This is a genomic window from Pseudomonas sp. B21-056, from assembly GCF_026016325.1.
In the GTDB taxonomy this organism is placed as follows: Bacteria; Pseudomonadota; Gammaproteobacteria; order Pseudomonadales; family Pseudomonadaceae; genus Aquipseudomonas.
In genome coordinates, this window is the sequence record NZ_CP087203.1 from 532,369 (window position 1) to 555,512 (window position 23,144).

General features: G+C 60.4%; 16 protein-coding genes and 1 pseudogene. 7 read left to right on the forward strand and 10 right to left on the reverse strand.

Translation table 11 applies throughout. The features are described 5' to 3' along the window. Positions 1-5 precede the first annotated feature (5 nt). Positions 6-593, forward strand: a complete 588-nt coding sequence (locus LOY67_RS02335; RefSeq protein WP_265065773.1) for a hypothetical protein — start codon at positions 6-8, stop codon at positions 591-593. Positions 594-705: 112 nt separating this feature from the next. Here LOY67_RS02335 and LOY67_RS02340 read toward each other — a convergent pair whose 3' ends face one another. The 3 genes and pseudogenes from LOY67_RS02340 to LOY67_RS02350 form a co-directional block, all read right to left on the reverse strand. Continuing rightward, positions 706-1,143, reverse strand: a complete 438-nt coding sequence (locus LOY67_RS02340; RefSeq protein ID WP_265065774.1) for a hypothetical protein — start codon at positions 1,141-1,143, stop codon at positions 706-708. Beyond that, positions 1,125-1,304, reverse strand: a pseudogene (locus LOY67_RS02345) (DUF3077 domain-containing protein); the annotation flags it as partial. The gene LOY67_RS02340 and the pseudogene LOY67_RS02345, both read right to left, overlap by 19 nt. A gap of 107 nt (positions 1,305-1,411) precedes the next feature. After that, positions 1,412-3,037 (reverse strand): methyl-accepting chemotaxis protein, encoded by a 1,626-nt coding sequence (locus LOY67_RS02350; RefSeq protein ID WP_265065775.1) that lies wholly within the window; start codon positions 3,035-3,037, stop codon positions 1,412-1,414. 258 nt (positions 3,038-3,295) lie between these two features. Between LOY67_RS02350 and LOY67_RS02355 the strand changes: the two genes are divergently transcribed. Together LOY67_RS02355 and LOY67_RS02360 are read left to right on the forward strand one after the other, a co-directional pair. Next, a complete protein-coding gene (locus LOY67_RS02355; protein ID WP_265065776.1) occupies positions 3,296-3,526 on the forward strand; it encodes a hypothetical protein in 231 nt (76 codons plus the stop codon). Then, positions 3,523-3,825, forward strand: coding sequence for a cell division protein ZapA (locus tag LOY67_RS02360; protein WP_265065777.1), 303 nt, complete (start codon positions 3,523-3,525; stop codon positions 3,823-3,825). The genes LOY67_RS02355 and LOY67_RS02360 overlap by 4 nt, the downstream gene beginning before the upstream one ends. 112 nt (positions 3,826-3,937) lie before the next feature. On the opposite strand, the gene LOY67_RS02365 is transcribed toward LOY67_RS02360, so the two are convergent. The 3 genes from LOY67_RS02365 to putA all read right to left on the reverse strand — a co-directional run bounded on the left by LOY67_RS02365 (position 3,938) and on the right by putA (position 10,994). Continuing rightward, positions 3,938-4,285: a DUF6124 family protein gene (locus LOY67_RS02365; protein ID WP_265065778.1), complete on the reverse strand. Its 348-nt coding sequence runs from the start codon at positions 4,283-4,285 to the stop codon at positions 3,938-3,940. A 710-nt stretch (positions 4,286-4,995) separates the two neighbouring features. Further along, entirely contained in the window at positions 4,996-6,798 is a 1,803-nt protein-coding gene (locus tag LOY67_RS02370) for an acyl-CoA dehydrogenase (protein WP_265065779.1), read from the reverse strand. Positions 6,799-7,040: 242 nt separating this feature from the next. Then, positions 7,041-10,994, reverse strand: a complete 3,954-nt coding sequence (gene putA / locus LOY67_RS02375) for a trifunctional transcriptional regulator/proline dehydrogenase/L-glutamate gamma-semialdehyde dehydrogenase (RefSeq protein WP_265065780.1) — start codon at positions 10,992-10,994, stop codon at positions 7,041-7,043. Between the two features lie 453 nt (positions 10,995-11,447). Between putA and putP the strand changes: the two genes are divergently transcribed. Continuing rightward, a complete protein-coding gene (gene putP, locus LOY67_RS02380; RefSeq protein ID WP_265065781.1) occupies positions 11,448-12,932 on the forward strand; it encodes a sodium/proline symporter PutP in 1,485 nt (494 codons plus the stop codon). Positions 12,933-13,074: 142 nt separating this feature from the next. Here putP and LOY67_RS02385 read toward each other — a convergent pair whose 3' ends face one another. Continuing rightward, a complete protein-coding gene (locus tag LOY67_RS02385) occupies positions 13,075-13,569 on the reverse strand; it encodes a DUF2165 family protein (RefSeq protein WP_265065782.1) in 495 nt (164 codons plus the stop codon). A gap of 262 nt (positions 13,570-13,831) precedes the next feature. Here LOY67_RS02385 and LOY67_RS02390 point away from each other — a divergent pair, with 262 nt between their 5' ends. The 3 genes from LOY67_RS02390 to LOY67_RS02400 all read left to right on the forward strand — a co-directional run bounded on the left by LOY67_RS02390 (position 13,832) and on the right by LOY67_RS02400 (position 17,539). Next, on the forward strand, positions 13,832-15,889 hold the full coding sequence (locus tag LOY67_RS02390; protein WP_265065783.1) for a type VI secretion system tip protein VgrG: 2,058 nt from the start codon (positions 13,832-13,834) through the stop codon (positions 15,887-15,889). Continuing rightward, positions 15,886-16,617, forward strand: a complete 732-nt coding sequence (locus LOY67_RS02395) for a DUF4123 domain-containing protein (RefSeq protein WP_265065784.1) — start codon at positions 15,886-15,888, stop codon at positions 16,615-16,617. Before LOY67_RS02390 ends, LOY67_RS02395 begins: the two co-directional genes overlap by 4 nt. An 82-nt stretch (positions 16,618-16,699) precedes the next feature. Next, positions 16,700-17,539: a 23S rRNA (adenine(2030)-N(6))-methyltransferase RlmJ gene (locus LOY67_RS02400; RefSeq protein ID WP_265065785.1), complete on the forward strand. Its 840-nt coding sequence runs from the start codon at positions 16,700-16,702 to the stop codon at positions 17,537-17,539. A gap of 414 nt (positions 17,540-17,953) precedes the next feature. Here the strand turns inward: LOY67_RS02400 and msrA are convergent, their stop codons facing one another. The 3 genes from msrA to LOY67_RS02415 form a co-directional block, all read right to left on the reverse strand. Next, positions 17,954-18,601 (reverse strand): peptide-methionine (S)-S-oxide reductase MsrA, encoded by a 648-nt coding sequence (msrA, locus tag LOY67_RS02405; RefSeq protein ID WP_265067681.1) that lies wholly within the window; start codon positions 18,599-18,601, stop codon positions 17,954-17,956. A gap of 78 nt (positions 18,602-18,679) precedes the next feature. Beyond that, complete coding sequence (locus LOY67_RS02410; protein WP_265065786.1) at positions 18,680-21,373, reverse strand: GGDEF and EAL domain-containing protein; 2,694 nt, start codon at positions 21,371-21,373, stop codon at positions 18,680-18,682. A gap of 193 nt (positions 21,374-21,566) precedes the next feature. Continuing rightward, the gene (locus tag LOY67_RS02415) at positions 21,567-22,946 is read right to left on the reverse strand and encodes an alkaline phosphatase D family protein (RefSeq protein WP_265065787.1); all 1,380 of its coding nucleotides are present in this window, start codon (positions 22,944-22,946) and stop codon (positions 21,567-21,569) included. Between the last annotated feature and the right edge of the window lie 198 nt (positions 22,947-23,144).

Sequence of the window (23,144 nt, forward strand, 5' to 3'; positions counted from 1 at the left end):
GCAATATGGGATTCGAAATTTCTTGGCTGGCGCCGATAGTTCCCGCCAAATCTCTGGCGGGAATTCCTCTGGCGATATCAGTTGTCGAATTCGAAAAAGTGCTTGATCGGTATTTGGTTGATAAGGATAAAGCTCTTTACCGATTTAGAGATTCGCCAGTACTCTCCATGGTAAAAGGTATCGACTCGAATGGTGATGGTGGGTATGGGTTCTCTGTCTTCGACAGAGAGTTAACAAATTGGCGGTTGTTTTTTAATACTCCAGAACATGCGGGCGCTGACCCTCGAGCGTTATATGTAATCGTTCGGTCTTGGGAAGTTTATGCTGTTAAGGCTTGGATGTTTGAAAAGTATAGGGAGGGCGGTAGTCCAGTAAATTCATACAAGGGAAAGTTGGATTGTGATATAGGCTTGGGTGATGCGTTAGGTGATCTTCTGGCTCACGCTAAGCTAGAGTTTGATGCCGAAGAGGAATGGTATGTTGCTAGTGGTGATTATAGTGGTTTGGAAGTTTCTGGTTATGGTGTCAGTTTGGAAGATAATCCTAGTCAGGTTGTAATGGCTTTGGCGGTGTTAATGAGTGAGTCGGTGTAAAAAATTAACCAGTACTGTTTTTGATGTGCGGTTTATAGAAAAGGAATTTGTTTTTTTAGGAGGTAAGTAAAATTATGCATTTTTCTCGTTCGGTTTTTACTTGTTTTTACTTTTAAAACGGACACCACGGATTCCCACCGTTAGCGCTCTCCAATACTTTCGGAAAATTACGTCCAAAGCTCCAGCCGGACGCAACGGCGGTTAGAGTGGTTTTGCAGGCGGGATTTTTTTCCGAGACGATCACGTTCATATAGAACTGGCTACCGTAGATCGTCGGCGCCCAGAGCACCATGTCGCTTCTTTCTGCGTTGTTGTCGATTTTCAATTGAATGGTGTTGACGAGTGTTCCGCCGGTTGTGAGATCGGTCACTTGAGGGTGGTAGCAGTGATTCAAATAACCTTGCACCCTTTCTTCGACCACTTTCCGCTCCTGCGTTAAGCAATACTCGGGGCTGGCTACGCCAGTGCTCATCAGGTCATCTTTCGTATACGGATGCAGCGAGCAGCCGCTCAGCAGCAGAAAAATGACCCCTACGTGTTTTTTATACATTGATGAACGTCCTGGTTGTTCGGTGGAGGTGTTGCGATGACAGAATACGTTTTTCCTACAGGCGAGACAGTACTTTTTGAATCTAAAGGGCTTCCCGGCAATTCCTGCACTTTCACCACATCATCGATGACGGCTTTGCTCATATCCTGTAAATAACACGATCCCTAAACCTGCTGAAGCCGTTGCACAGCCACTGATTTAGGCCGATGAGGGAGCGCTCCGTGACCCGAGAGGGGGGCACGGAGCGAGGTATTTCAATGCCCAAGGTTCAGAGGCTGAACCGCCCAACCATGCTGTTCAAGTCCACCGCCAGGCGCGACAGTTCGGCACTGGCGGCGCTGGTCTGGTTGGCGCCGGTGGCCGATTGCACCGACAGGTCGCGGATGTTCACCAGGTTGCGGTCCACTTCACGGGCCACCTGGGCCTGTTCTTCGGCGGCGCTGGCGATCACCAGGTTGCGTTCGTTGATTTCGACGACGGCGGTGTTGATGGTGTCCAGGGACATGCCGGCGCCGCGGGCGATGTTCAGCGTCGACTCGGCGCGTTCGGTGCTGTTGCGCATCGAGTCCACGGCCTGTTCGGTGCCGCTCTGGATGCTGCCGATCATGCGTTCGATTTCGCTGGTCGACTGTTGGGTGCGATGGGCCAGGGCGCGCACTTCATCCGCCACCACGGCAAAGCCGCGACCGGCTTCACCGGCACGAGCGGCTTCAATGGCGGCGTTCAGGGCCAGCAGGTTGGTCTGATCCGCAAGGCCACGGATCACATCCAGCACCTTGCCGATGTCGCGGGATTCATCGGCCAGGTTGCCGATCAGCGTGGCGGTGCCCTGCACGTCGGCGCTCATGCGCTCGATGGCACTGACGGTTTCCTGTACCAGGTCCCGACCATCGCCCACGGAGGTGGTGGCGTGTTTCGACGCTTCGGACGTGCTCACCGCATTGCGCGCCACTTCTTCCACGGCGCTGGTCATTTCGTTGACCGCGGTGGCGGCCTGTTCGATCTCGTTGTTCTGTTGGGTCAGGCCACGGGCGCTTTCGTCGGTGACGCTGTTGAGCTCTTCGGCGGCGGAAGCCAGTTGCGTGGCCGAACCGGAGATCCGCTGCAGGGTATCGCGCAGCTTTTCCTGCATGGTCGACATCGCTCGCAGCAGGCGACCGGCTTCGTCACTGCCATCCACGGTGATCGGTCGGGTCAGGTTGCCCTTGGCAATTTCCTCGGCGGCGTTCAGGGCACTGCCGATTGGTTGGGTGATGCTGTGGGTCAGCAGCCAGGCGAACAGTAGCGTCAGGCCGGTGGCGATGACCAGCAGGGTGACGACCCAGTTGAATGCCGTTGAATATTGTTGCGTTGCGCCTTGGTTGAGGCTCTCCGCTTGCTGGTTGTTGATGTCTACCAGGCGACTGATGACCGCATTAACGGCGTCTGAATTGCTCAGCAGTTCAGTGTTGAGCAACGCACGCAGCTCATCGAGCTGATTGTTGCGCGACAGGGTTTTCATCCGCTCTTCAAGTTGGCGGTATTGGCCGAGCAGTTGTACGAACTGATCGTAGGCGGCCCGTTCCTCCGGAGCGCTGATGAGTTTTTCATAGGTGGCCTGGGCGGTGCGAATCTGCTGGTTGCGTTGATCGAACAGCTCGTAGGTTTTCTGTTGGATGTCCGGCTCGCGATTCACCAGCAGACGATAGGACAGCACGCGCAAACGCAGGCTGAGCTGAGTGAAGTCTCCCAGGGCCTTGATGCTGGGAACGGTGTTTTCGACGATATCTTCGCCGGAACTGCGGATTTTGCTCATCTGGGTCAGGGCGAACACCCCAAGAGCCAGCATCAGGGCGCCGATCAGGGCAAAGCCCAGGAACGCCCGCGGCGCGATATTCATATTACGTAAGGACATGGAGGGTACCGGGAAGAGGCGCGTCCGTGCGGGCTGTGACTGATGATCACTGACTTATCGGTCGTGGGCCTGAAGTCTTGAGGCGGCTGCGTGCTTTTGTCGCAGAGCAACATCGCCGGCGCGACGAAGGGCAGGAACCAGATCCCCCATTCGCAGTCTCTACAGCTCGCCAGCGAAGCACCGTCGCCTTGCAAGCCATGGCATCGACGGTGACTTTTCTTTATCGTACGCGCCCCCTGAAAAAGCCTGGAAATCAATATGTTGGAAACATCCCTCAGCCAGCTGGAGCAACTGGTCAATGACCTGGTGCAACAGAATCGTCACCTCACCGGCCTGAACGAAACCCTGAGCACGGAACTTGCCAGGGCCAAGGATGAAAATGAAAGCCTGCAACTGAGCCTGATGGAACAGGAAGAACTCCACGGCACCACCGCCGCCCGCATCCAGGCGTTGATCGAGCGGGCCAGCACCGGTCCTGTCAGCGCATGAAGCCCGGCGCCGATGGGGTAACGGTCGTCTCGATCCTGGGAGAAGACTATTCGATCAAGGCGCCGGCCGGGCAGGAACAGGCCCTGCTGGACGCTGCCGCGATGCTCAAGGCCGCCCTGGCCGAAACCAAGAGAAAATACCCGACCCTGATCGGTGACCGTCTGTTGGTCCTGGCGGCCATGAACCTGTGCTCGCAGCAGATGGAAATGCAGAAGCGGCACCAGGCAGAACTTGACCGGTATCAGGAGCAGGTCAGTGCCACGGTCGATGTGATTGCCAAGACGATTCAGCAGGCTTGATTGTGATGTCTGCCGGTCCTGCGAACTCACTGTGGTAATGCTGTTCACTTAAGACTTGCCCGGTTCATTGTGGCGAGGGAGTAAATCCTCTCGCCACAAAAGGTTGCCTGACCTATCGGGGGTCGACGACATCCAGCGCTCGGTTTGCCAGCAACTCGCTGAGTTCGACCATCTGCTGGACACCGAAGGCTACATGCCGGTTGGAGCCTTCCAGGTTGAAGGCCAGGTCGCTGAGCATGGCATTGGCCGAGGCCAGGGTTTCGCTGAGGTTGGCCAGGAGGGTTTCGCTGTCGAGAGTCTCGTTGACTGTGAAAATTGAGCATGAGTCAGGCGATCGGGAAAAATCCGGTTTGGGCTTTAGATAAAAGTCCAGGGCACGCTCGGCTGTTTCATCTAGTTTTTTGGGCTTAAGGTTAGAAACGGGATTGGCTTTTTTTGATCGAGAGGTTTGTTCAGACATGTTGGCGCTCCATATCGGTTTCGGTTGCGCCTTTTACTCTTCGGGTTTTCCAGGCCCGGTCGCTGAATTGCAGCGACCGGAAAAGGTTAGCGAGAACCTTTCCCACCCGGCAACCGCCAGGGATCGTCGGAAAAATCGGCCGGGTTGTCCGACCATTCCCACAGATGTAGGTCGGCTGTCAGGCCGCCATCGCGAGCAGGCTCGCTCCCACAGGGGGATGAAGTACAACCGGGGAGATAGGGCGGCTGTCAGGCCGCCATCGCGAGCAGGCTCGCTCCCACAGGGGGATGAAGTACAACCGGGGGAGATAGGGCGGCTGTCAGGCCGCCTTCGCGAGCAAGCTCGCTCCCACAATGGGAGTGGCGTATACCCGAAAGAGTCAGGCCGGCTGTAAGGCCGCCTCGCGGTGGACGTTGATCTCGGCGCCCCGTTAACCACGCTGGCCGAACGCAGGTATTGCGTAGTGGGCATCCCGGCATGGATGCCGGGATAGCCGCGCTGGGCCATGGATGGCCCTTCGCGGCGGGCCCACGGAGCAATGCCGGAGTGAGGGCATGCCGAGCCTAGGCGAGGCACCGAGTGGTGGGGCTAAAGCGTTTTGCTTACTTTTGCGCTGTTCAAAAGTGAGCCGCCGTCAGGGCGGAACCCTAAGTGGCCGTTACCGCAGCAATGGATATGTACTTAGTCCATAACAGATAGGCCGATCCGCCTCAGAACCACTCATCCCGCATCTCCAGACAAGTGTCATCCCGAGCCTCGAGCAGCGCCAGCTCATGATGACAACCGGGCACTTCCCACGTCAGGAAATACCGCGCCGCCTGCAACTTGCCGTTATAGAAGTCGCTATCGGCTGCATTACCCCTGGCCAGGCCTTCCTCGGCACGGATCGCCTGCTCCAGCCAACGCCAGCCAATCACCATATGCCCAAACACCTTGAGGTACAGCGCCGAGTTGGCGAGGCTGCTGTTGACCTTGCCTTGGGCCAGGTCGGTCAGCAGCCCAAGGGTGACCGATTGCAGCCGTGCCACCAAGGCTTCCAGCGGCTGACGCAGGGGCGTCAATGATGCATGCGCCTGGGCGCGTTCGGTGGTGTCGGCCACCAGGCGGATCAACTGCTTGAGCCCGGCGGCGCCGTTCTGCGCCAGTTTGCGCCCCAGCAGGTCCAGGGACTGGATGCCGTGGGTACCTTCGTGAATCGGGTTCAGACGGTTGTCGCGGTAATACTGCTCGACCGGGTACTCGCGGGTGTAGCCGTGCCCGCCAAGTATCTGGATCGCCAGTTCGTTGGCCTTCAGGCAGAACTCCGAGGGCCAGGATTTGACGATCGGGGTCAGTAAATCCAGCAGCTCATGGGCGCGCCTGCGCTCGGCCTCGCTTTCAAGGGTGGTGGTGTCATCGAACAACCGCGCCGCGTACAGGCCCAGGTCAAACGAGCCTTCAACGTAAGCTTTCTGGGTCAGCAACATGCGACGCACGTCGGCGTGCTGGATGATTGCCACGGGCGCGGTGGTCGGATCCTTGCTGTCGGGCACCCGGCCCTGCGGGCGTTCGCGGGCGTATTCGAGGGAGTACAGGTAGCCGGCATAACCCAGCATCACCGCGCCCATGCCGACACCGATCCGCGCTTCGTTCATCATCTGGAACATGTAGCTCAACCCGTGGTGCGGTTTTCCCACGAGGTAACCGACACATTCACCGTTGTCACCGAAGTTCAGCGCCGTGGAAGTCGTCCCGCGCCAGCCCATCTTGTGGAACAACCCGGCCAGGAGCACGTCGTTACGCCGGCCGAGGCTGCCGTCGTCGTTGACCAGGAACTTGGGCACGATAAACAGCGAGATGCCCTTAACGCCCGGCGGTGCGTCCGGCAGTTTTGCCAGGACCATGTGCACGATGTTTTCCGACAGTGGGTGATCGCCACCGGAGATGAAGATCTTGTTGCCCTTGAGTCGATAAGTGCCGTCGGACGCCGGTTCTGCACGCGTACGAATATCCGACAACGAAGAACCCGCATGGGGCTCGGTCAGGGCCATGGTGCCGAAGAAGCGACCCTCGATCATCGGCTGCAGGAAGCGGCGTTTCTGCGCCTCGTCGCCAAAGCTTTCGATCAGGTTCGCTGCGCCCATGGTCAGGAACGGGTAGGAGGTCGATGCGGCGTTGGCCGATTGAAAATGTGCGAAGCAGGCCTGGGACAGCAGCGTCGGCAGTTGCATGCCGCCCGCCTCGAAACTGCGTGCGGCGTTGAGGAAACCGGCCTCCAGGAAGGCGTCTACGGCGGGTTTCACCTCTGGAATCAGGATGGCCTGGCCGTCTTCGTAGCGCGGTTCGTTTTCATCGTTCTTGCGGTTGTGGGGCGCGAAGTACTTTTCGGCGATGTTGCGGGCCGTACCGATGGCCGCATCGAAGGTCTCGCGATTGTGCTCGGCGAACCGCTCGCGCTGGGTCAGGCCCTCGGCATCGAGGACTTCATACAGCTCGAAAGCCAGATTGCGGGAACTGAGCAGCGTCTCGGACATGGCGGCCTACCTTTCTTTGGAATGGGGCCGAGTCTAGAACCGGGAATAGAGGTTGAACAGGATGATTGATGACAGTGATGGAGGGGCGAGGGCAACACTAATCCCATGTGGGAGCGAGCCTGCTCGCGATGACGGTCTGTCAGTCACATCTGCTTTGGGTGTGACTCCGCTATCGCGAGCAGGCTCGCTCCCACAAAGGCTGTGCAGGCTGGGCGGTCATTGCGGCCACCCAGCCTATGGCGTTAGCCGATGGTCATCAGGCTGGCGTTACCACCCGCCGCAGCGGTGTTGACGCTCAACGCCCGCTCGATCACCAGGCGCTCCAGTGCGATGCCGGTTTCGCCCTGGGATAGACCATGGACCCCGACGATGGCGCCGGCACGCTTGGCCACTTGCTGACAAACGCTGCGCAGTTGATCCGAGTCGCCGTGATGCAGGACCGCGTCGTACACCACATCGTCCTTGGTCCAGTCGGAAACCCGCTGGATGCGCGCCTGAATGTCCTTCGGCAAGCGTGCGAACAAGGCCTTGCTCGTATCGGTTTCCGGCCACACGGCCGAGCCGCCCACGGCCAGTACGGCCGCCAGTTGCGTCAGCAGGTCGCCTTCCACGTCGGCCAGGCACAGCACGTGTTCGCGTGGCAGGATGGCGTAGCTGTTGCGTTCGCCGGTCGGGCCGGTCAGTTGGCGGGTGATGCCGCTTTGCGACTGGGCCGCGAACTGCACGCACAGGGCGCTCAGTTCGGCGAGCTTCTGGCTGTCGGCCCAGGCTTGCAGGGCGGTCAGCGGTTTGCTCATGGCTTCACGCAAACGCATGTCCGGTGCGCTGACGGCATCGCCACGCACGAAGGACTGCTGGATCGCATCGGTAGGACGTGTCGACAGCAAACGGTACAGGTACAGCGGACCGCCGGCTTTCGGACCGGTGCCCGACAGGCCTTCGCCACCGAACGGCTGGACACCAACCACGGCACCGACAATGTTGCGGTTCACGTAGACGTTACCGGCATGGACGTTGTCGATCACCTTGGCGATGGTTTCGTCGATGCGGGTGTGCACGCCCAGGGTCAGGCCATAGCCGGAGGCATTGATCTGGCTGATCAACTGGTCCAGTTCCTTGCGCTTGTAGCGCACCACGTGCAGCACCGGGCCAAAGATCTCGCGTTGCAGCTCATCGAAGCTTTCCAGTTCGATGAGGGTCGGCATCACGAACGTGCCGCGCTTGCACTCGTCACTGTCGGCGATTGCCATCTGGTACACGGTGCGACCTTTGTCGCGCATGGCCTGGATGTGCTTCTCGATGCCGGCCTTGGCTTCGGCATCGATCACCGGGCCGATGTCGACGGACAGGCGCTCAGGGTTACCGAGGCGCGATTCAGCCATGGCGCCCTTGAGCATTTCGATGACACGGTCTGCGGAATCTTCCTGCAAGCACAGGACCCGCAAGGCCGAGCAACGCTGACCGGCGCTGTCGAAGGCCGACGACACCACGTCGATCACCACTTGTTCGGTCAGGGCCGAGGAGTCGACGATCATGGCGTTCTGGCCGCCGGTTTCGGCGATCAGCGGGATCGGACGACCCTGGTTGTCCAGGCGACCGGCGATGTTGCGTTGCAGCAGGCGGGCGACTTCAGTGGAACCGGTGAACATCACACCCTTGACCCGCTCGTCACCCACCAGGCGGGCACCGACGGTTTCGCCGCGACCCGGCAGCAGTTGCAGAACACCTTCCGGAATACCGGCTTCGAGCATCAGGCGCACGGCCTGGGCCGCCACCAATGGGGTCTGCTCGGCAGGTTTGGCCAGTACCGGATTACCGGCGGCCAACGCGGCAGCGACCTGGCCGCTGAAGATCGCCAGGGGGAAGTTCCATGGGCTGATGCAGACCACCGGGCCCAGCGGGCGGTGGGCATCGTTGCTGAAATCGTTGCGCGCCTGCACTGCGTAGTAGCGCAGGAAGTCCACTGCTTCACGGACCTCGGCGATGGCGTTGGCGAAGGTCTTGCCGGCTTCGCGGGCCAGCAGGCCCATCAGTGGCTGGATCTCGCCTTCCATCAGGTCGGCGGCACGCTCGAGAATCGCCGCGCGCTCGGCCGGTGGCGTGGCTTGCCAGATCGGCGCGGCGTTGAGGGCGCACTGGATGGCGTTGTCGACGTCGGTGACCGTGGCTTCCTGCACTTGGCCAACCACGTCGCGATGATCGGACGGGTTCAAAACCTGTGCCGGCGTTTCTTCGCTGGCGGCGCAACCAAGGATCGGCGCGGCTTTCCATTCGTTGTGAGCGGTTGCCAGCAGGGCGCAGGACAGCGAAGCCAGGCGATGTTCGTTGGCCATGTCGATGCCGCTGGAGTTGGCGCGTTCGCTGCCGTACAGGTCACGCGGCAGGGGAATGCGCGGGTGCGGCAGGCCGAAACCACCTTCCAGGGTTGCCATCTGCTCGATGCTGGCAACCGGGTCGGCCACCAGTTCCTGAATCGAAATCGACTGGTCGGCGATGCGGTTGACGAACGAGGTGTTGGCGCCGTTTTCCAGCAGGCGACGAACCAGGTAGGCCAGCAGTGTCTCGTGGGTACCGACCGGAGCGTACACGCGGCACGGACGGTTCAGCTTGCCTTCGGAAACCTTGCCTACAACCTGTTCGTACAGCGGTTCGCCCATGCCGTGCAGGCACTGGAACTCATACTGGCCCGGGTAATAGTTCTGACCGGCGATGTGGTAAATGGCCGACAGCGTGTGGGCGTTGTGCGTGGCGAACTGCGGGTAGATGACTTCCGGTACCGACAGCAGCTTGCGCGCGCAAGCGATGTAGGAAACGTCGGTGTACACCTTGCGGGTATACACCGGATAGCCTTCCAGGCCTTCGACCTGGGCGCGCTTGATCTCGCTGTCCCAGTAGGCGCCTTTTACCAGGCGGATCATCAGGCGGTGGCGGCTGCGGCGGGCCAGGTCGATGACGTAGTCGATCACATACGGGCAGCGCTTCTGGTACGCCTGGATGACGAAGCCGATGCCGTTCCAGCCGGTCAGCTTCGGCTCGAAGCACAGGCGCTCCAGCAGGTCCAGGGACAGTTCGAGACGGTCGGCTTCCTCGGCGTCGATGTTCAAGCCGATGTCGTACTGCTTGGCCAGCAGGGTCAGCGACAGCAGGCGCGGGTACAACTCGTCCATGACGCGTTCGTACTGGGCGCGGCTGTAGCGCGGATGCAGGGCCGACAGCTTGATGGAAATGCCCGGGCCTTCATAGATCCCACGGCCATGGGAGGCCTTGCCGATCGAATGGATGGCTTGCTCATACGAAGCCAGGTACTTCTGGGCGTCGTGTTCGGTGAGCGCGGCTTCACCCAACATGTCGTAGGAATAGCGGAAACCCTTGGACTCGAATTTGCTGGCGTTGGCCAGGGCTTCGGCGATGGTTTCGCCGGTGACGAACTGCTCGCCCATCAGGCGCATGGCCATGTCGACACCCTTGCGGATCATCGGCTCGCCGCTTTTGCCAATGATACGGCTCAGGGACGAAGTCAGGCCGGCTTCGTTGTGGGTGGCGACCAGTTTGCCGGTCAGCAGCAGGCCCCAGGTCGCGGCATTGACGAACAGCGACGGGCTGTTGCCCAGGTGCGGTTGCCAGTTGCCGGTGCTGATCTTGTCGCGGATCAGCGCATCACGTGTGCCTTTGTCCGGGATGCGCAGCAGTGCTTCGGCCAGGCACATCAGCGCCACGCCTTCCTGGGACGACAGGGAGAACTCCTGCAACAGACCTTGGACAATACCGGCACGTCCGCCGGCACTCTTCTGGTTGCGCAGTTTTTCCGCAATCGACGCCGCCAGCTTGTTGGTGGCCTCGGCCATTTCGGCCGGCAGGCGCGCCTGTTCGATCAGCATCGGCACCACTTCCGGCTCGGGGCGGCGGTAAGCGGCGGTGATGGAGGCGCGCAGCACCGATTGCGGCAGGATGCTCTCGGCAAATTCCAGGAAGCACTGGTGGGCGTGGTCGGCCTGGACATCGCCAGCGTCATCGCCATCGGCGCGGACCGAGCCGTTCAGCTCGGTCAGGGTTGCACCACCCTCGAGTTTTTCCAGGTAATTGAAAATTGCCTGTTTGATCAGCCAGTGAGGCGTGCGATCAATCGAGGTTGCGGCCGCCTTGAGGCGTTCGCGGGTCGGGTCATCGAGTTTGACCCCAAGGGTGGTGGTAGCCATATTTTTATCCTCATGTTTACCACGTACGGCGTGGCATCAGCTGCGGGCAAGATTAGCTGCGAGCTGATTGAGGTGCAACCGGGTGCAACCCTTTTTTTGACGAAATATCAGGTAGCTCATCCGGAATAAATCGCCAGCACGTCTATCTCGCACTGCCTTAGTGCTTTGGCTTCTAGCGAGAGGCAGTTGACTGCACTAAAAAGGAGCAAAAAGCAGGTTTTTTTTGAGAAAACCGATCAGGTGCAACTGATTCGAGCGAAACAGGTTGCACCTTATTTCGTTTGTTGAATAGGATTCGTGGCCAAGGTGCAACCGGTTCCAAACCGGGGCATCGGCTGATGGCTTTCCTGGGGAAACATCAGTCATACATTTGCGGGCCTGCAAATCGTCGCCACCTGCTGTCGACGCTTGCAACTGCCACCGCTACATAAAAACAAAGCCAGGGCGTAACTCATGAGTGTTAGTAATCCCACCCTGATCACCTTCGTGATCTACATCGCAGCCATGGTCCTGATCGGCCTGATGGCTTACCGCTCCACCAACAACCTTTCCGATTACATCCTGGGCGGTCGTAGCCTGGGCAGCGTCGTGACCGCATTGTCCGCCGGTGCCTCGGACATGAGTGGCTGGTTGTTGATGGGCTTGCCCGGTGCCATCTATATGTCTGGCCTCTCGGAAAGCTGGATCGCCATCGGCCTGATCGTCGGTGCCTACCTGAACTGGCTGTTCGTGGCCGGTCGCCTGCGGGTACAGACCGAGCATAACGGCGATGCACTGACGCTGCCGGACTACTTCTCCAGCCGTTTCGAAGACAAAAGCGGCGTGCTGCGGATCATCTCTGCGGTGGTGATCCTGGTGTTCTTCACCATCTACTGCGCTTCGGGCATCGTGGCCGGCGCCCGTCTGTTCGAAAGCACCTTCGGCATGTCCTACGAGACCGCGCTGTGGGCCGGTGCTGCAGCGACCATTGCCTACACCTTCGTGGGCGGTTTCCTGGCCGTGAGCTGGACCGATACGGTACAAGCCACCCTGATGATCTTTGCGCTGATCCTGACACCGATCATCGTGCTGCTGGCCACCGGCGGCGTGGACACCACGTTCCTGGCCATCGAGGCGAAAGACCCGACCTCGTTCGACATGCTGAAGAACACCACCTTCATCGGCATCATCTCGCTGATGGGTTGGGGCTTGGGCTACTTCGGCCAGCCACACATCCTGGCGCGCTTCATGGCGGCTGACTCGGTCAAATCCATCGCCAATGCCCGTCGCATCTCCATGACCTGGATGATCCTGTGCCTGGGCGGTACCGTGGCTGTCGGCTTCTTCGGTATCGCCTACTTCTCGGCCCACCCGGAAGTGGCCGGTCCCGTGACCGAGAACCATGAGCGTGTGTTTATCGAACTGGCGAAGCTGCTGTTCAACCCATGGATCGCCGGTGTACTGCTGTCGGCCATCCTGGCCGCCGTGATGAGCACCCTGAGCTGCCAGTTGCTGGTGTGCTCCAGCGCGCTGACCGAAGACTTCTACAAGACCTTCCTGCGCAAGAGTGCTTCCCAACTGGAGCTGGTCTGGGTCGGCCGCGCCATGGTGCTGCTGGTGGCATTGATCGCCATCGCCATGGCCGCCAACCCGGAGAACCGCGTGCTGGGCCTGGTGAGTTACGCCTGGGCCGGTTTCGGTGCCGCTTTCGGGCCTGTTGTCCTGATCTCCGTGGTCTGGAAAGGTATGACCCGTAACGGCGCACTGGCCGGTATCCTGGTCGGCGCGGTCACCGTGATCGTCTGGAAGCATTTCGAACTGCTGGGCCTGTACGAAATCATCCCGGGCTTCATCTTCGCCAGCCTGGCCATCTACTTCGTCAGCAAGATGGGCACGCCTACCGCCGGTATGGTGCAGCGCTTCGAAGCGGCCGAAAAAGATTTCCGCCTGAACCAGTAAGCCCTGTCGGCGAGGCCTTGATGGCTCGCTGAAGGTTGTACAAAAAAACGGCCCGTCGCCAATGGAGACGGGCCGTTTTTTATGCCCGATTTCCCGAGAACACCGCCACCCTGTGTGCGAGCCTGCTCGCGATAGCGGTGGGTCAGCTCGGATCCGCATCAGGCTGATTGAGAAATATCAGCACACCCAGCAGCGCCATGTAGAACCTGAACGCCGCATCCTGGCCGTTCCAGACCTCTGATTGCCACATCAGAAACCATTCGCCACCAATGACCATGAAACCAAAGAACCAGACGAAGAATCCCACCGTCAGGCCGGCGATCACCCAGCGTTTGGCTTGCGCGAAAACCCTGCTTTCAGCCCGGCGTGCCAACCACAACTCCAGGGCGCCATAGCCCAGTAATCCGGCTGTGATCGCTTCGCCGAGGATGATCAGCCAATAGGCGCCATGCCACATCCAGGGCTGGACGATGGCGCGATAACGGGCGGCGTTGTCCGGGAAGGTGGTGTCCATGCTCAGCACATGCTGGACGAAGTTGAAATTGGAGCGGTAGTCCGTGACGTTGTTGAACACGGTCAGGAAGGCGAATGCGGCGAGTGCCAAGGTCATTGCGATTTTTGCGTAGCGAGTCGTCATGGGGGCATCCTTTGCTTTTTGCGACGAAAGAACGGTATCACGCCACCGTGAAGTACCGAGGGCCGTCATGGTGTAAGAAAGCGCTGATTCATTCGTGCGACGGCTGGCGGCGACGCAGAAAGTGTCTATCGGAAAATGCAGCGCGTTTTTGTGGTTTTTATCTTGCTGCTTGTAAGGGAAATCTGTTTTTCATGACGTCCCATCAACTCTCCGTGCGGCTCATGCAGAATCCCCCGCCTTTCATTCTGCTGAGATACATCGGATGTTCGCGCCTGCCAACCAACCGCGTTTCACCCTGACGCTCGACAGCGCGCCGAATGAGCTCAAGGTGCTTGAGTTCACAGGCCAGGAAGCCATCAGCCAACCCTATCGCTTTGACCTGGAACTGGTGAGTGAGCGCCCGGACCTGGCGTTGGAAACGCTGCTGCATCGCCAGGCCTACCTGGCTTTCGATCAGCAGGGGCATGGCATCCACGGCCAGGTCTACAGCGTAGCCCAAGGCGATTCGGGAAAACGCCTGACCCGCTACCAGATCAGCCTGGTGCCGCGCCTGGCGTACCTGCATCACCGTATCAACCGGCGGATTTTCCAGCACTTGAGCGTGCCGTCGATCATTGCACAGGTCTTGAAAGACCATGGCATCCAAGGCGATGCGTTTCAGTTCAGCCTCGGCGGGCAATACCCCGAGCGGGAATACTGCGTGCAATACGGTGAAAGTGACCTGGCCTTCATCGAGCGGATCTGTGCCGAGGTCGGTATTCATTACCACTTTCGTCACAGTCCCGACGGCCACCTGCTGGTCTTCGGTGACGACCAGACGGTGTTCCCGCGCTTGCCCGAGTCGACGCTGTATCTGCCGGGCAGTGGCATGGCCGCTGGGGAGCCGGCGATCAAGCGGCTGGCGGTCCGGCTCCAGACCCGGACCAGCGTTGTGACGCTGTGCGACTACAATTTCCGCAACCCTGGCCTGTCCTTGCATACCAGCCTCGACAGCCAGCAGAAACCCGTGCTGGAAGACTATCGTTACCCTGGTCTTTTTTCGGAACGCGATCATGGACGGCACCTGACCCGGCGCGCCCTGGAACGTCATGGTGCCGATTTCCGTCTGGCCGAGGCTCGCAGCGATCAAAGCGCCCTCGTCAGCGGGCACTTCATGCAAATCAACGGGCACCCGCGTGCGCAGTGGAATGACCTCTGGCTCCTGACGCAGATCACCCACCGTGGTCGCCAGCCGCAAGTGCTGGAGGACACAGTCACGGACAGCGCGGATGAGTTCCAAGGCTACAGCAATACCTTTCTTGCGACGCCATGGGAGGTTTTCTTTCGTCCGCCGCTGCAGCATGAGAAACCTCCGGCCCACGGTTTTCAGCCTGCGGTGGTGACCGGGCCTGTCGACAGCGAAATTCATTGCGATGAGTTCGGACGGGTCAAGGTGCAACTGATCTGGGACCGCGACGGCAAGGGTGACGAGCATTCCAGTTGCTGGCTGCGGGTAGCGACCGGCTGGGCCCATGATCGCTATGGCAGTGTGATGATTCCCCGGGTCGGCATGGAAGTCCTGGTGGGTTTCATGGATGGCGACGTGGATAAGCCCCTGGTGGTGGGTTGCTTGCCCAATGGTGCCAACCCGTTGCCGCTGGACCTGCCGGCGGACAAGACCCGCAGCTTATTGCGCAGCCAGAGCAGCCCCGGCGGGGGCGGTTACAACGAGTTGCGCATCGAGGATCGCAAGGGGGCCGAGGAAATCTACCTGCGGGCCCAGCGAAACTGGACCCAGCATGTGCTCCATGACCAGCGCGTGCAGGTCGATCATGAGCGCAGCATTGTCGTTGCCGGCACCGCGCGGCATGAACTCAAGGCCGAAGAGCTGCGTGTCACCCATGGGCGGCGCCAGGTCGAAGTCAGGCAGGACGACCATCTGATAGTGAGTGGCGAACGGCACATCCGCGTGACCAGCCAGGCTTTCAGTGCCAGCCAGCATTTCCATGTCAGCGCCGGCCAGCAGATCGTGCTGGATGGCGGCGCCAGTGCGACCATCCAGGCCGGCGGGCATTGGATCAGCATCGGCGCCGGGGGCATTTTCAGCAGCGTGCCGATCGAAGTCGGTGGCGCGCCGATGGCAGCCACCCGCGCGGCGCCGGGCTCGCCGGGTAACGCCGAGAAGCTGGTCGCCGCAGTGACCGCTCCACTGTCGTTGGCGCAAATCCTCAGCCTGCAAGGTCCGGCGCCGTTCTGCGAAGAGTGTGAGCGGTGCAAGGACGGCGTCTGTTCGCCGTTGCCCATGTTTTCCAAACCCACTGATATTCAGGAGCGTCCATGAGTACGGATCTGTCGCCCCATGCCTGGCTTCGGCAGCATCCGTTGCAAGCATCCGAGCAGCTCTTCGCCATTTTCGGCAACGCCAGCAGCGCCAGGCCGTTGACGGCCTGGCGGCGCTCGATGGGACTGGTGCCCAGGCCGATCTGGGCCGATACGCCTTACGCTGACTGGGAGCCCGTCATGCCTTATGTCGGCGTGGTCGCGGTAGACAGTGAGTTTCTTCAATGGATCGCGACGACCGACTCGCTCGATTGGGGTTGGTTGGCGGTGTCTTCGGTCGGCCAGGAAGTTCTCGTCGAACATTTGCGTGGGCTCACCCAGGTGCTGTTGCCTGGCGGCAAGTCGAGTTTTTTCCGTTTTTGGGATGGGCGTTTCGTGCAACCCATCCTGCAGTCCGACGAAGTCGAGGCAGGGCAGTTGCTGCCGGTCATCAGCCGTTACCTGATCAACGGTCGAGCCCTGGAGGTCGGGGGAAATGCTCAGCGGCCGCCACGGACTTTTCCCTGGTGGGAGGTGCCCGCTGCACTATTGAAAGAACTGGCTGGCGGCACGACGGACTGCCTGCTGGATAACCTGCTCAGGTGGCTGGGGGAAGAGCATCCGTACCTGTCCGAGCGGGTCGATGAGCGCATCCTGCGGTGCAAGATCGTCAATTTTCTTGGGACGCATGGGCCGCTCCATGATCCCAAGGCGCTGTTGCATGGGTACTTGCTGCAAGAACTCGGCTGAGCGGCGGCTGCGTCCGCTCGGCTGTGGACCCTGACGTTCGACGCGCTTCGAGGTAAACTCGTCGCCCTTCGCAGGAGCCGCCATGAACTATCGCCACGCCTTCCACGCCGGTAATCACGCCGATGTGTTCAAACACCTGACCCTGACCCGCCTTATCGCGCTGATGGCGCGCAAGGAGCAGCCCTTCGCCTACCTCGATACCCATGCGGGCATCGGGTTGTATGACTTGCAGGGCGACCAGGCCAATCGTACCGGTGAATACCTGGAAGGCATCGCACGCTTATGGGGGCAGGACGATCTGCCGCCGCTGACCGCCGACTACATGAACGTGCTGCACGAGATGAACCCGGACGGACAGTTGCGCTATTACCCGGGCTCACCGGAGCTGGCGCGGCGCCTGACGCGTTCGCAGGATCGGGTCCTGCTCAATGAAAAGCACCCTGAAGACGGTGTGTTGCTCAAGGACAACATGAAGGGCGACCGCCGCGTCGCGGTGCATCTGGGCGAAGGTTGGCATGTGCCTCGTGCCTTGCTGCCGGTGGCGGAAAAGCGCGGCTTGATGCTGATCGATCCGCCCTTCGAGAAGCTCGACGAAATGCAGCGCTGCGCCGCCTCTCTCAAGGAGGCCATTGGGCGGATGCGTCAGACGGTGGCAGCGATCTGGTACCCGGTGAAGGATCAGCGGATGCTGCGTCGCTTCTACCAGGACCTGGCCGGCACGGGCGCGCCCAAGCTGTTGCGAGTGGAGTTGCTGGTGCACCCGCTTGCCACGCCCGACAGCCTGAACGGCTCCGGCCTGGCGATTGCCAATCCGCCATGGGGGCTGGAAGAGGAGTTGCGTGAGCTGTTGCCGTGGCTGTCGAAAAAGCTCGGGCAGACCCAGGGTGGGTGGCAGATGGACTGGTTGATTGCCGAGAGTTGATCGGGCAAGTGCTCAGGTGTCTGGCAGGACGCCATCGCGAGCAGGCTCGCTCCCACACTGATCCGGGTGAATCCGGTATCTGCGCCTGAAACACAAATCCCCTGTGGGAGCGAGCCTGCTCGCGATAGCGGCGGGTCAGCTTGCATGGGTGTTGGCTGTGCCGCCGCCATCGCGGGCAAGCCCGGCTCCCACAGTTATCCGGGGTGAATCCGGCATCTGCGCCTGAACACAAATCCCCTGTGGGAGCGAGCCTGCTCGCGATAGCGGTGGGTCAGCTTGCATCGATGTTGACTGTGCCGCCGCCATCGCGAGCAGGCTCGCTCCCACACTGATCCGGGTGAGTCCGGTATCTGCGTCTGAACGCAAATCACTTGTGGGAGCGAGCTTGCTCGCGAAGCTTTTCGAGGCTCGAAGTCAGATCGGGCAGGTCACGCCGGTCCCGCCAATGCCGCAATATCCCTCGGGATTCTTCGCCAGGTACTGCTGGTGGTAAGCCTCGGCATAGTAGAACGTCGGCGCTTCATCGATTTCGGTGGTGATTTCACCGAGGCCGGCCTTGGTCAGTTCAGCCTGGAACACCGCCTTGCTCTTCTTCGCCGCTTCCAGTTGTTCGGGTTTGGTGCAATAGATCACCGAGCGATACTGGGTGCCGATGTCGTTGCCCTGGCGCATGCCCTGGGTCGGGTTGTGCAGTTCCCAGAACATCGCCAGCAGTTCTTCGTAGCTGACCTTTTCCGGTTCGTAGACCACCAGCACGACTTCGCTGTGGCCGGTCAGGCCCGAGCAGACTTCTTCGTAGGTCGGGTTGGGAGTGAAGCCGCCGGCGTAGCCCACCGAGGTGCTGTAGACCCCATCACGTTGCCAGAAGCGACGTTCCGCCCCCCAGAAGCAGCCCAGGCCGAAAATCGCGAACTCTACGTTGCCCGGAAACGGGCCGAGCAGCGGGTTGCCGTTGACGAAGTGTTGATCCGGAACCTTGATCGGGGTTTCGCGGCCAGGCAGAGCTTGTTCTTGAGTAGGGAGCACGTTTTTGTTCACCAGAATTTCCGAGCGCAAGACCATCATCAGTCCTCTCAGTCAGATTGAGTTGAGCGAGTTCAAGCAATAAGACTGTCAGTGTGCCCGAGTGTTACAGCGCTGTCAGTCAATTGGACCGCGCGGGTAGCGCTTGAGCTTCTCGATCAGCTCCGCGCCGGGGATGGGCCGGTCGAACAGGTAGCCCTGGCCGACATCGCAGCGATGGCGGCGCAGGAACGTCAGTTGCTGGGCGGTTTCGATCCCCTCGGCCACCACCTTGAGTTTCAGGTTGTGGGCCATGGCGATCACCGCGGAGGTGATCTCCATGTCGTCCTGGTTGTCCGGGATTTCATGGATGAAGCTGCGATCGATCTTGATGATGTCGATCGGGAATTTCTTCAGGTAGCTCAGGGACGAGTAGCCGGTACCGAAGTCGTCCATGGCCAGGGTCAGGCCCAGGCGCTTGAGCTGGTCGAGTTGCAGGTGGGTGTCTTCGGTGGCTTCCAGCAGCAGGCCTTCGGTCAGCTCCAGCTCAAGCAGCCGTGAGGGCAGTTGTTCTTCCTTGAGGATGCTGGCGATCGAGGCGACCAGGTCCGGGTCGGAGAACTGCTTGGGTGACAGGTTGATCGCCACCTGCAGGTTGCCCAGGCCGGCGGCGGTCAGTTGCTTGCTCATGCGGCAGGCCTGGCGGGCGATCCATTTGCCGATAGGGATGATCAGCCCGGTTTCCTCGGCCACGCTGATGAACTGGTCCGGTCGGATCATGCCTTTTTCCGGATGATTCCAGCGCAGCAGCGCTTCCATCCCCAGCAGGCGGCCACTGCGCAGGCACAGCTTGGGCTGGTAGAACACGTCCAGCTCGTTCTGGGTCAGGGCGCGGCGCAGGTTGTTTTCCACGAACAGTTTGTAGCTGGCCTCGGCGTTCAGCGCTTCGGTGAAGACCTGGACCTGATGCTTGCCGTTGGCCTTGGCCTTGTGCAGGGCGAGCCCGGCGTTGCGCATCAGGGTCTGGGGGTCGCGGCCGTGCAGCGGCGCACAGGCCAGGCCCACGGAGCCGGTCACACTGATCAGTTGGTTGTCGACGAACATCGGCTTGTCGAGCGTCATCAGCAACTGGCTGGCGACCTGCTGCCCGGCCTCCAGATCGGAGTCGTCCAGCAGCACGGCGAATTCGTTACTGGCGAAGCGCGCCAGGCTGCCGCCCGGGCTCAGGCTGTTGCGCAAGCGCCGGGCCAGGCTGATCAGCAGTTTGTCACCGGTCTGGTGGCCGAGGCTGTCGTTGATGCGCTTGAAGTTGTCGATGTCCACCAGCAGCAGGCTGATGGGCGAGTCGCTGTCCCGAGCGAAGCGTTCATCGAGGTTGCGAATGAACGCCGGGCGGTTGCCCAGGTTGGTCAGGTTGTCGGTGTAGGCCAGGCGTTCAATGCGCTGCTGGGCCAGTTTGGTCTGGGTAACGTCTTCGTAGATGCCGATGTAGTGGGTCAGTTCACGGTTGTCGCCGTAGACCTTGGAAATCGACAGCTGGCCCCAGTAGGGTTCCAGGTTCTTGCGCCGGCTCTTGAACTCGCCTTGCCAGCTATTGCTCTGGGCCAGGGCCGAGGGCGCGTCGAACAGCAGCTCGCTGAGGTTTTCCAGCGCCGGTAGTTCGGACAGACGCTGGCCGTGGACCTCTTCGGTGGTGTATTGGGTGATGGCGGTGAAGCTCGGGTTGACGTACTCCACCACGCCGTCGCAGTTGACCAGCAGGAACGCATTGGCGCTTTGCTCCACGGCACGCTGGAACAAGTGCAGGGCGCTGGTGGCGATGCGGCGGTTGTGGTTGTTGATGACCTGGGCAAACTGGTCCGCCAGTTCACCGGCAAAAGCGATCTCGTCCGACTGCCAGGCGCGGGTGGCGCCCACCTGTTCCAGGCACAGCACACCGACCACCTGACCGTCGATCCGCACGCTGGCGTCGAGCATGGCATTGACGTTGCGCGCACGCAGGCTTTCAACCAGTTCGCGGGTGCGTGGGTCGCGTAGCGCGTTATGAGCATCAATGGCGCGGCAGGTCTGCAGCGCTTCCATGTAGTCGGGATACTCGTTGACGTCGATCACGTCCGGTCGAAAGTATTCCTGGGAGGCGCGGTTATAGGCGGAGATCGGTACCAGCTTGCTATCGTCCAGGTTCCAGATGCTGGCGCAATCGATCTGGTAGATGTCGCAGGCGCTGCGGGTGATGAGTTCGGCGGCTTCCAGCAGGGAATTGGTGGCGCTGTAGCGTTGGCGGGTCAGCAGCAGGATGAGGTCCTGTTGGGCGCGCACCCGGTCCAGATGCTGGAGTTGCTCTTGCTGGGCGCGCTGGTTCAGCTCCAGCGCAATCTGTAGGCGCGAGTTCTGGGTTTCCAGATCCAGGGCCGGCATCGAAGGCTCGTTTTGCAGCAGGCCGTCCACCGCCAGTAGATAGCCGCGCAGCAGGTGGCGATTGTGCTGTTTGTACGCTTCACCCATTTCCAGCAGGTTCATGGGGCCCTTGGCGGTGTGCAGCGTATAGCGGATCAGGTAGTGCGGGGCCTGGGCCAGTTGTTCTTGAATGGCATCATGCAGTTGATAGCGCGCTTCAGGCTCCATCAGGCTGGCATAGGGCGAGCTGACCAGCGAGCAGAGCTCCACTGCCGGCAGGCCGAAGTAACGTTCACAGTTTGGATCGAGGAACAGCAGCGCCCAGCTCGCTTCATTCAGCCGCTCGAAACGCAGCATACCGAGCCGCGAGGGCACCGGTAACTGCGTCACTACCTCGGCCGCCATACGGCTGGCGGCATCGGGTTGGCTTTTCATGGGGAGACTCGCTTCGAGAATGCTGATCGCGCCGGGCTGACGCCCCTCGTTATCAAGGATTGCCGCAAGGTTGCATCATTGCGACACCGACTGACAAGAGAGATGAAGGCTAAGTGCTATAAACCTTATCGGCCGACAAGCGGATTTCTCCAGTCGCCAGCCGATCAGAGGGCCTGGCGGGGGATACCGTTCGTCAGCGCAACGGGATCTCGACCACCTGCAAAGGGTAACCATCGCGGTCGTGAAAAGTCACGTGAACACTCTGGGCCGCGACATGCAGATGCGCGAAGTTATCCTGGCTGACTACCGTACTGGTCAGTTCATAGTGGTAGTCACCGTTTTCAGTCCGGGCCATGGGAGGCTCGAAAATAAAATCCGAGGCGCTGGCGTAAGGCAGCAGTTCACTGTTGCAGAACGGCGAGGCAACGAGGGTATGCACCTCGAAGTCGGGATCCTGGCTGTGACACAGTCGGCTGGTCATGGAGCCGTGGACGTCACCGGACACGAAAATCACGTTTTTAACCCCGTGGCGGCGAATGCATTCCAGCAGTCGCAGGCGTTGTTGCGGGAACGCCTGCCAGGCGTCGCCATCGTCGAGTTTGCTGTCGGGGTAGAACATGACGCTGGTGACGATGAATTTGACCCGGGCAGTGCTGCTCACGAGCCATTCGAGCAATGACTGCTCCTGCTCGACATCCAGGATGCGCCGGTCGGCCATCGACAAGTTGCGTCGGGTCCGGCTGTCGGTGACGAACCATTCGATATCGCCGTGAGCGAACTGATACCAGTAGTGCGACAACGACCTGCTCAACAGGCCGTCGCTCGACAGTTCATGGGCCGGGCTATGGCTGGCTTGATAGAGGCCATAAGCACTCATGGCATTGGCGTAGAGAATGTCGTCATCGACGTGTTTGTTGGCCGGCCAGTTGTCTTCGATTTCATGGTCGTCGAGGATCATGTAAGTCGGTACGGCGGACATCAACTTGCTGATGTGAGGCTGGGAAAAGACAGTGCGGTATTTGAACAGAATGTCTTTATAGGTCCGGTCCGGGGCAACGATGTTCAAATCGTCGAGATAAACCTGGTCTCCGGTCATCAGTACGCCGCTGATCGGCGGATCGGCCTGCTCCACGATGCGCTGGATGCCGGCGAACGTGCGGTCCCCGAGTTCGGGGGCTGAGGGGCTGCCGGCGGTGATTCGCAGGTAACGGCAAGACCCCACGATGTAAGCGCGAGGCGTGTTGGCTTCCGCGGCCGGCGTGCGCAATCGATGGATCTCCATGGGCCATTGCCGCGCCGGTTCCGGGACGGTGCTGTGAGGTGCACTGAACCAGCCGGCCTGATACTCATAGACGGTGCCGGCTTGCAGTCCCCTCAAAATGATTACATCGGTCATGTCGCGAAAGGCATGCAATTGAATGAAGTGCTCATTCGTCCAGCTCGCATCACCCTGGCGCCGGTAACGAAGTCCTGCGAATACCGGCTGCCTGGGGTCCTTGTCGCCGCGCAGGAATATGCGTGCGTGATCGGTGGTGGTGTGGCCGACAATCGGGCCGACGGTAGGTTTGAGCATGTTCGAGTCCATTCGAAAGTTCAGTGAGGTCTGGCGGTGTTGCGCCGAGGTCATGCTAATGCCCGATGCGCACTGAAGATTCGAAGGAGAGGGGACGGAGGTTGTGGGAAATGACTCTGCCGGATGTAGGAGTCAATCCGCTTTGCCCCCGGGCTGGTCGAATAGCAGGCAAAAAAAGCCCCGCCATCGGCGGGGTTG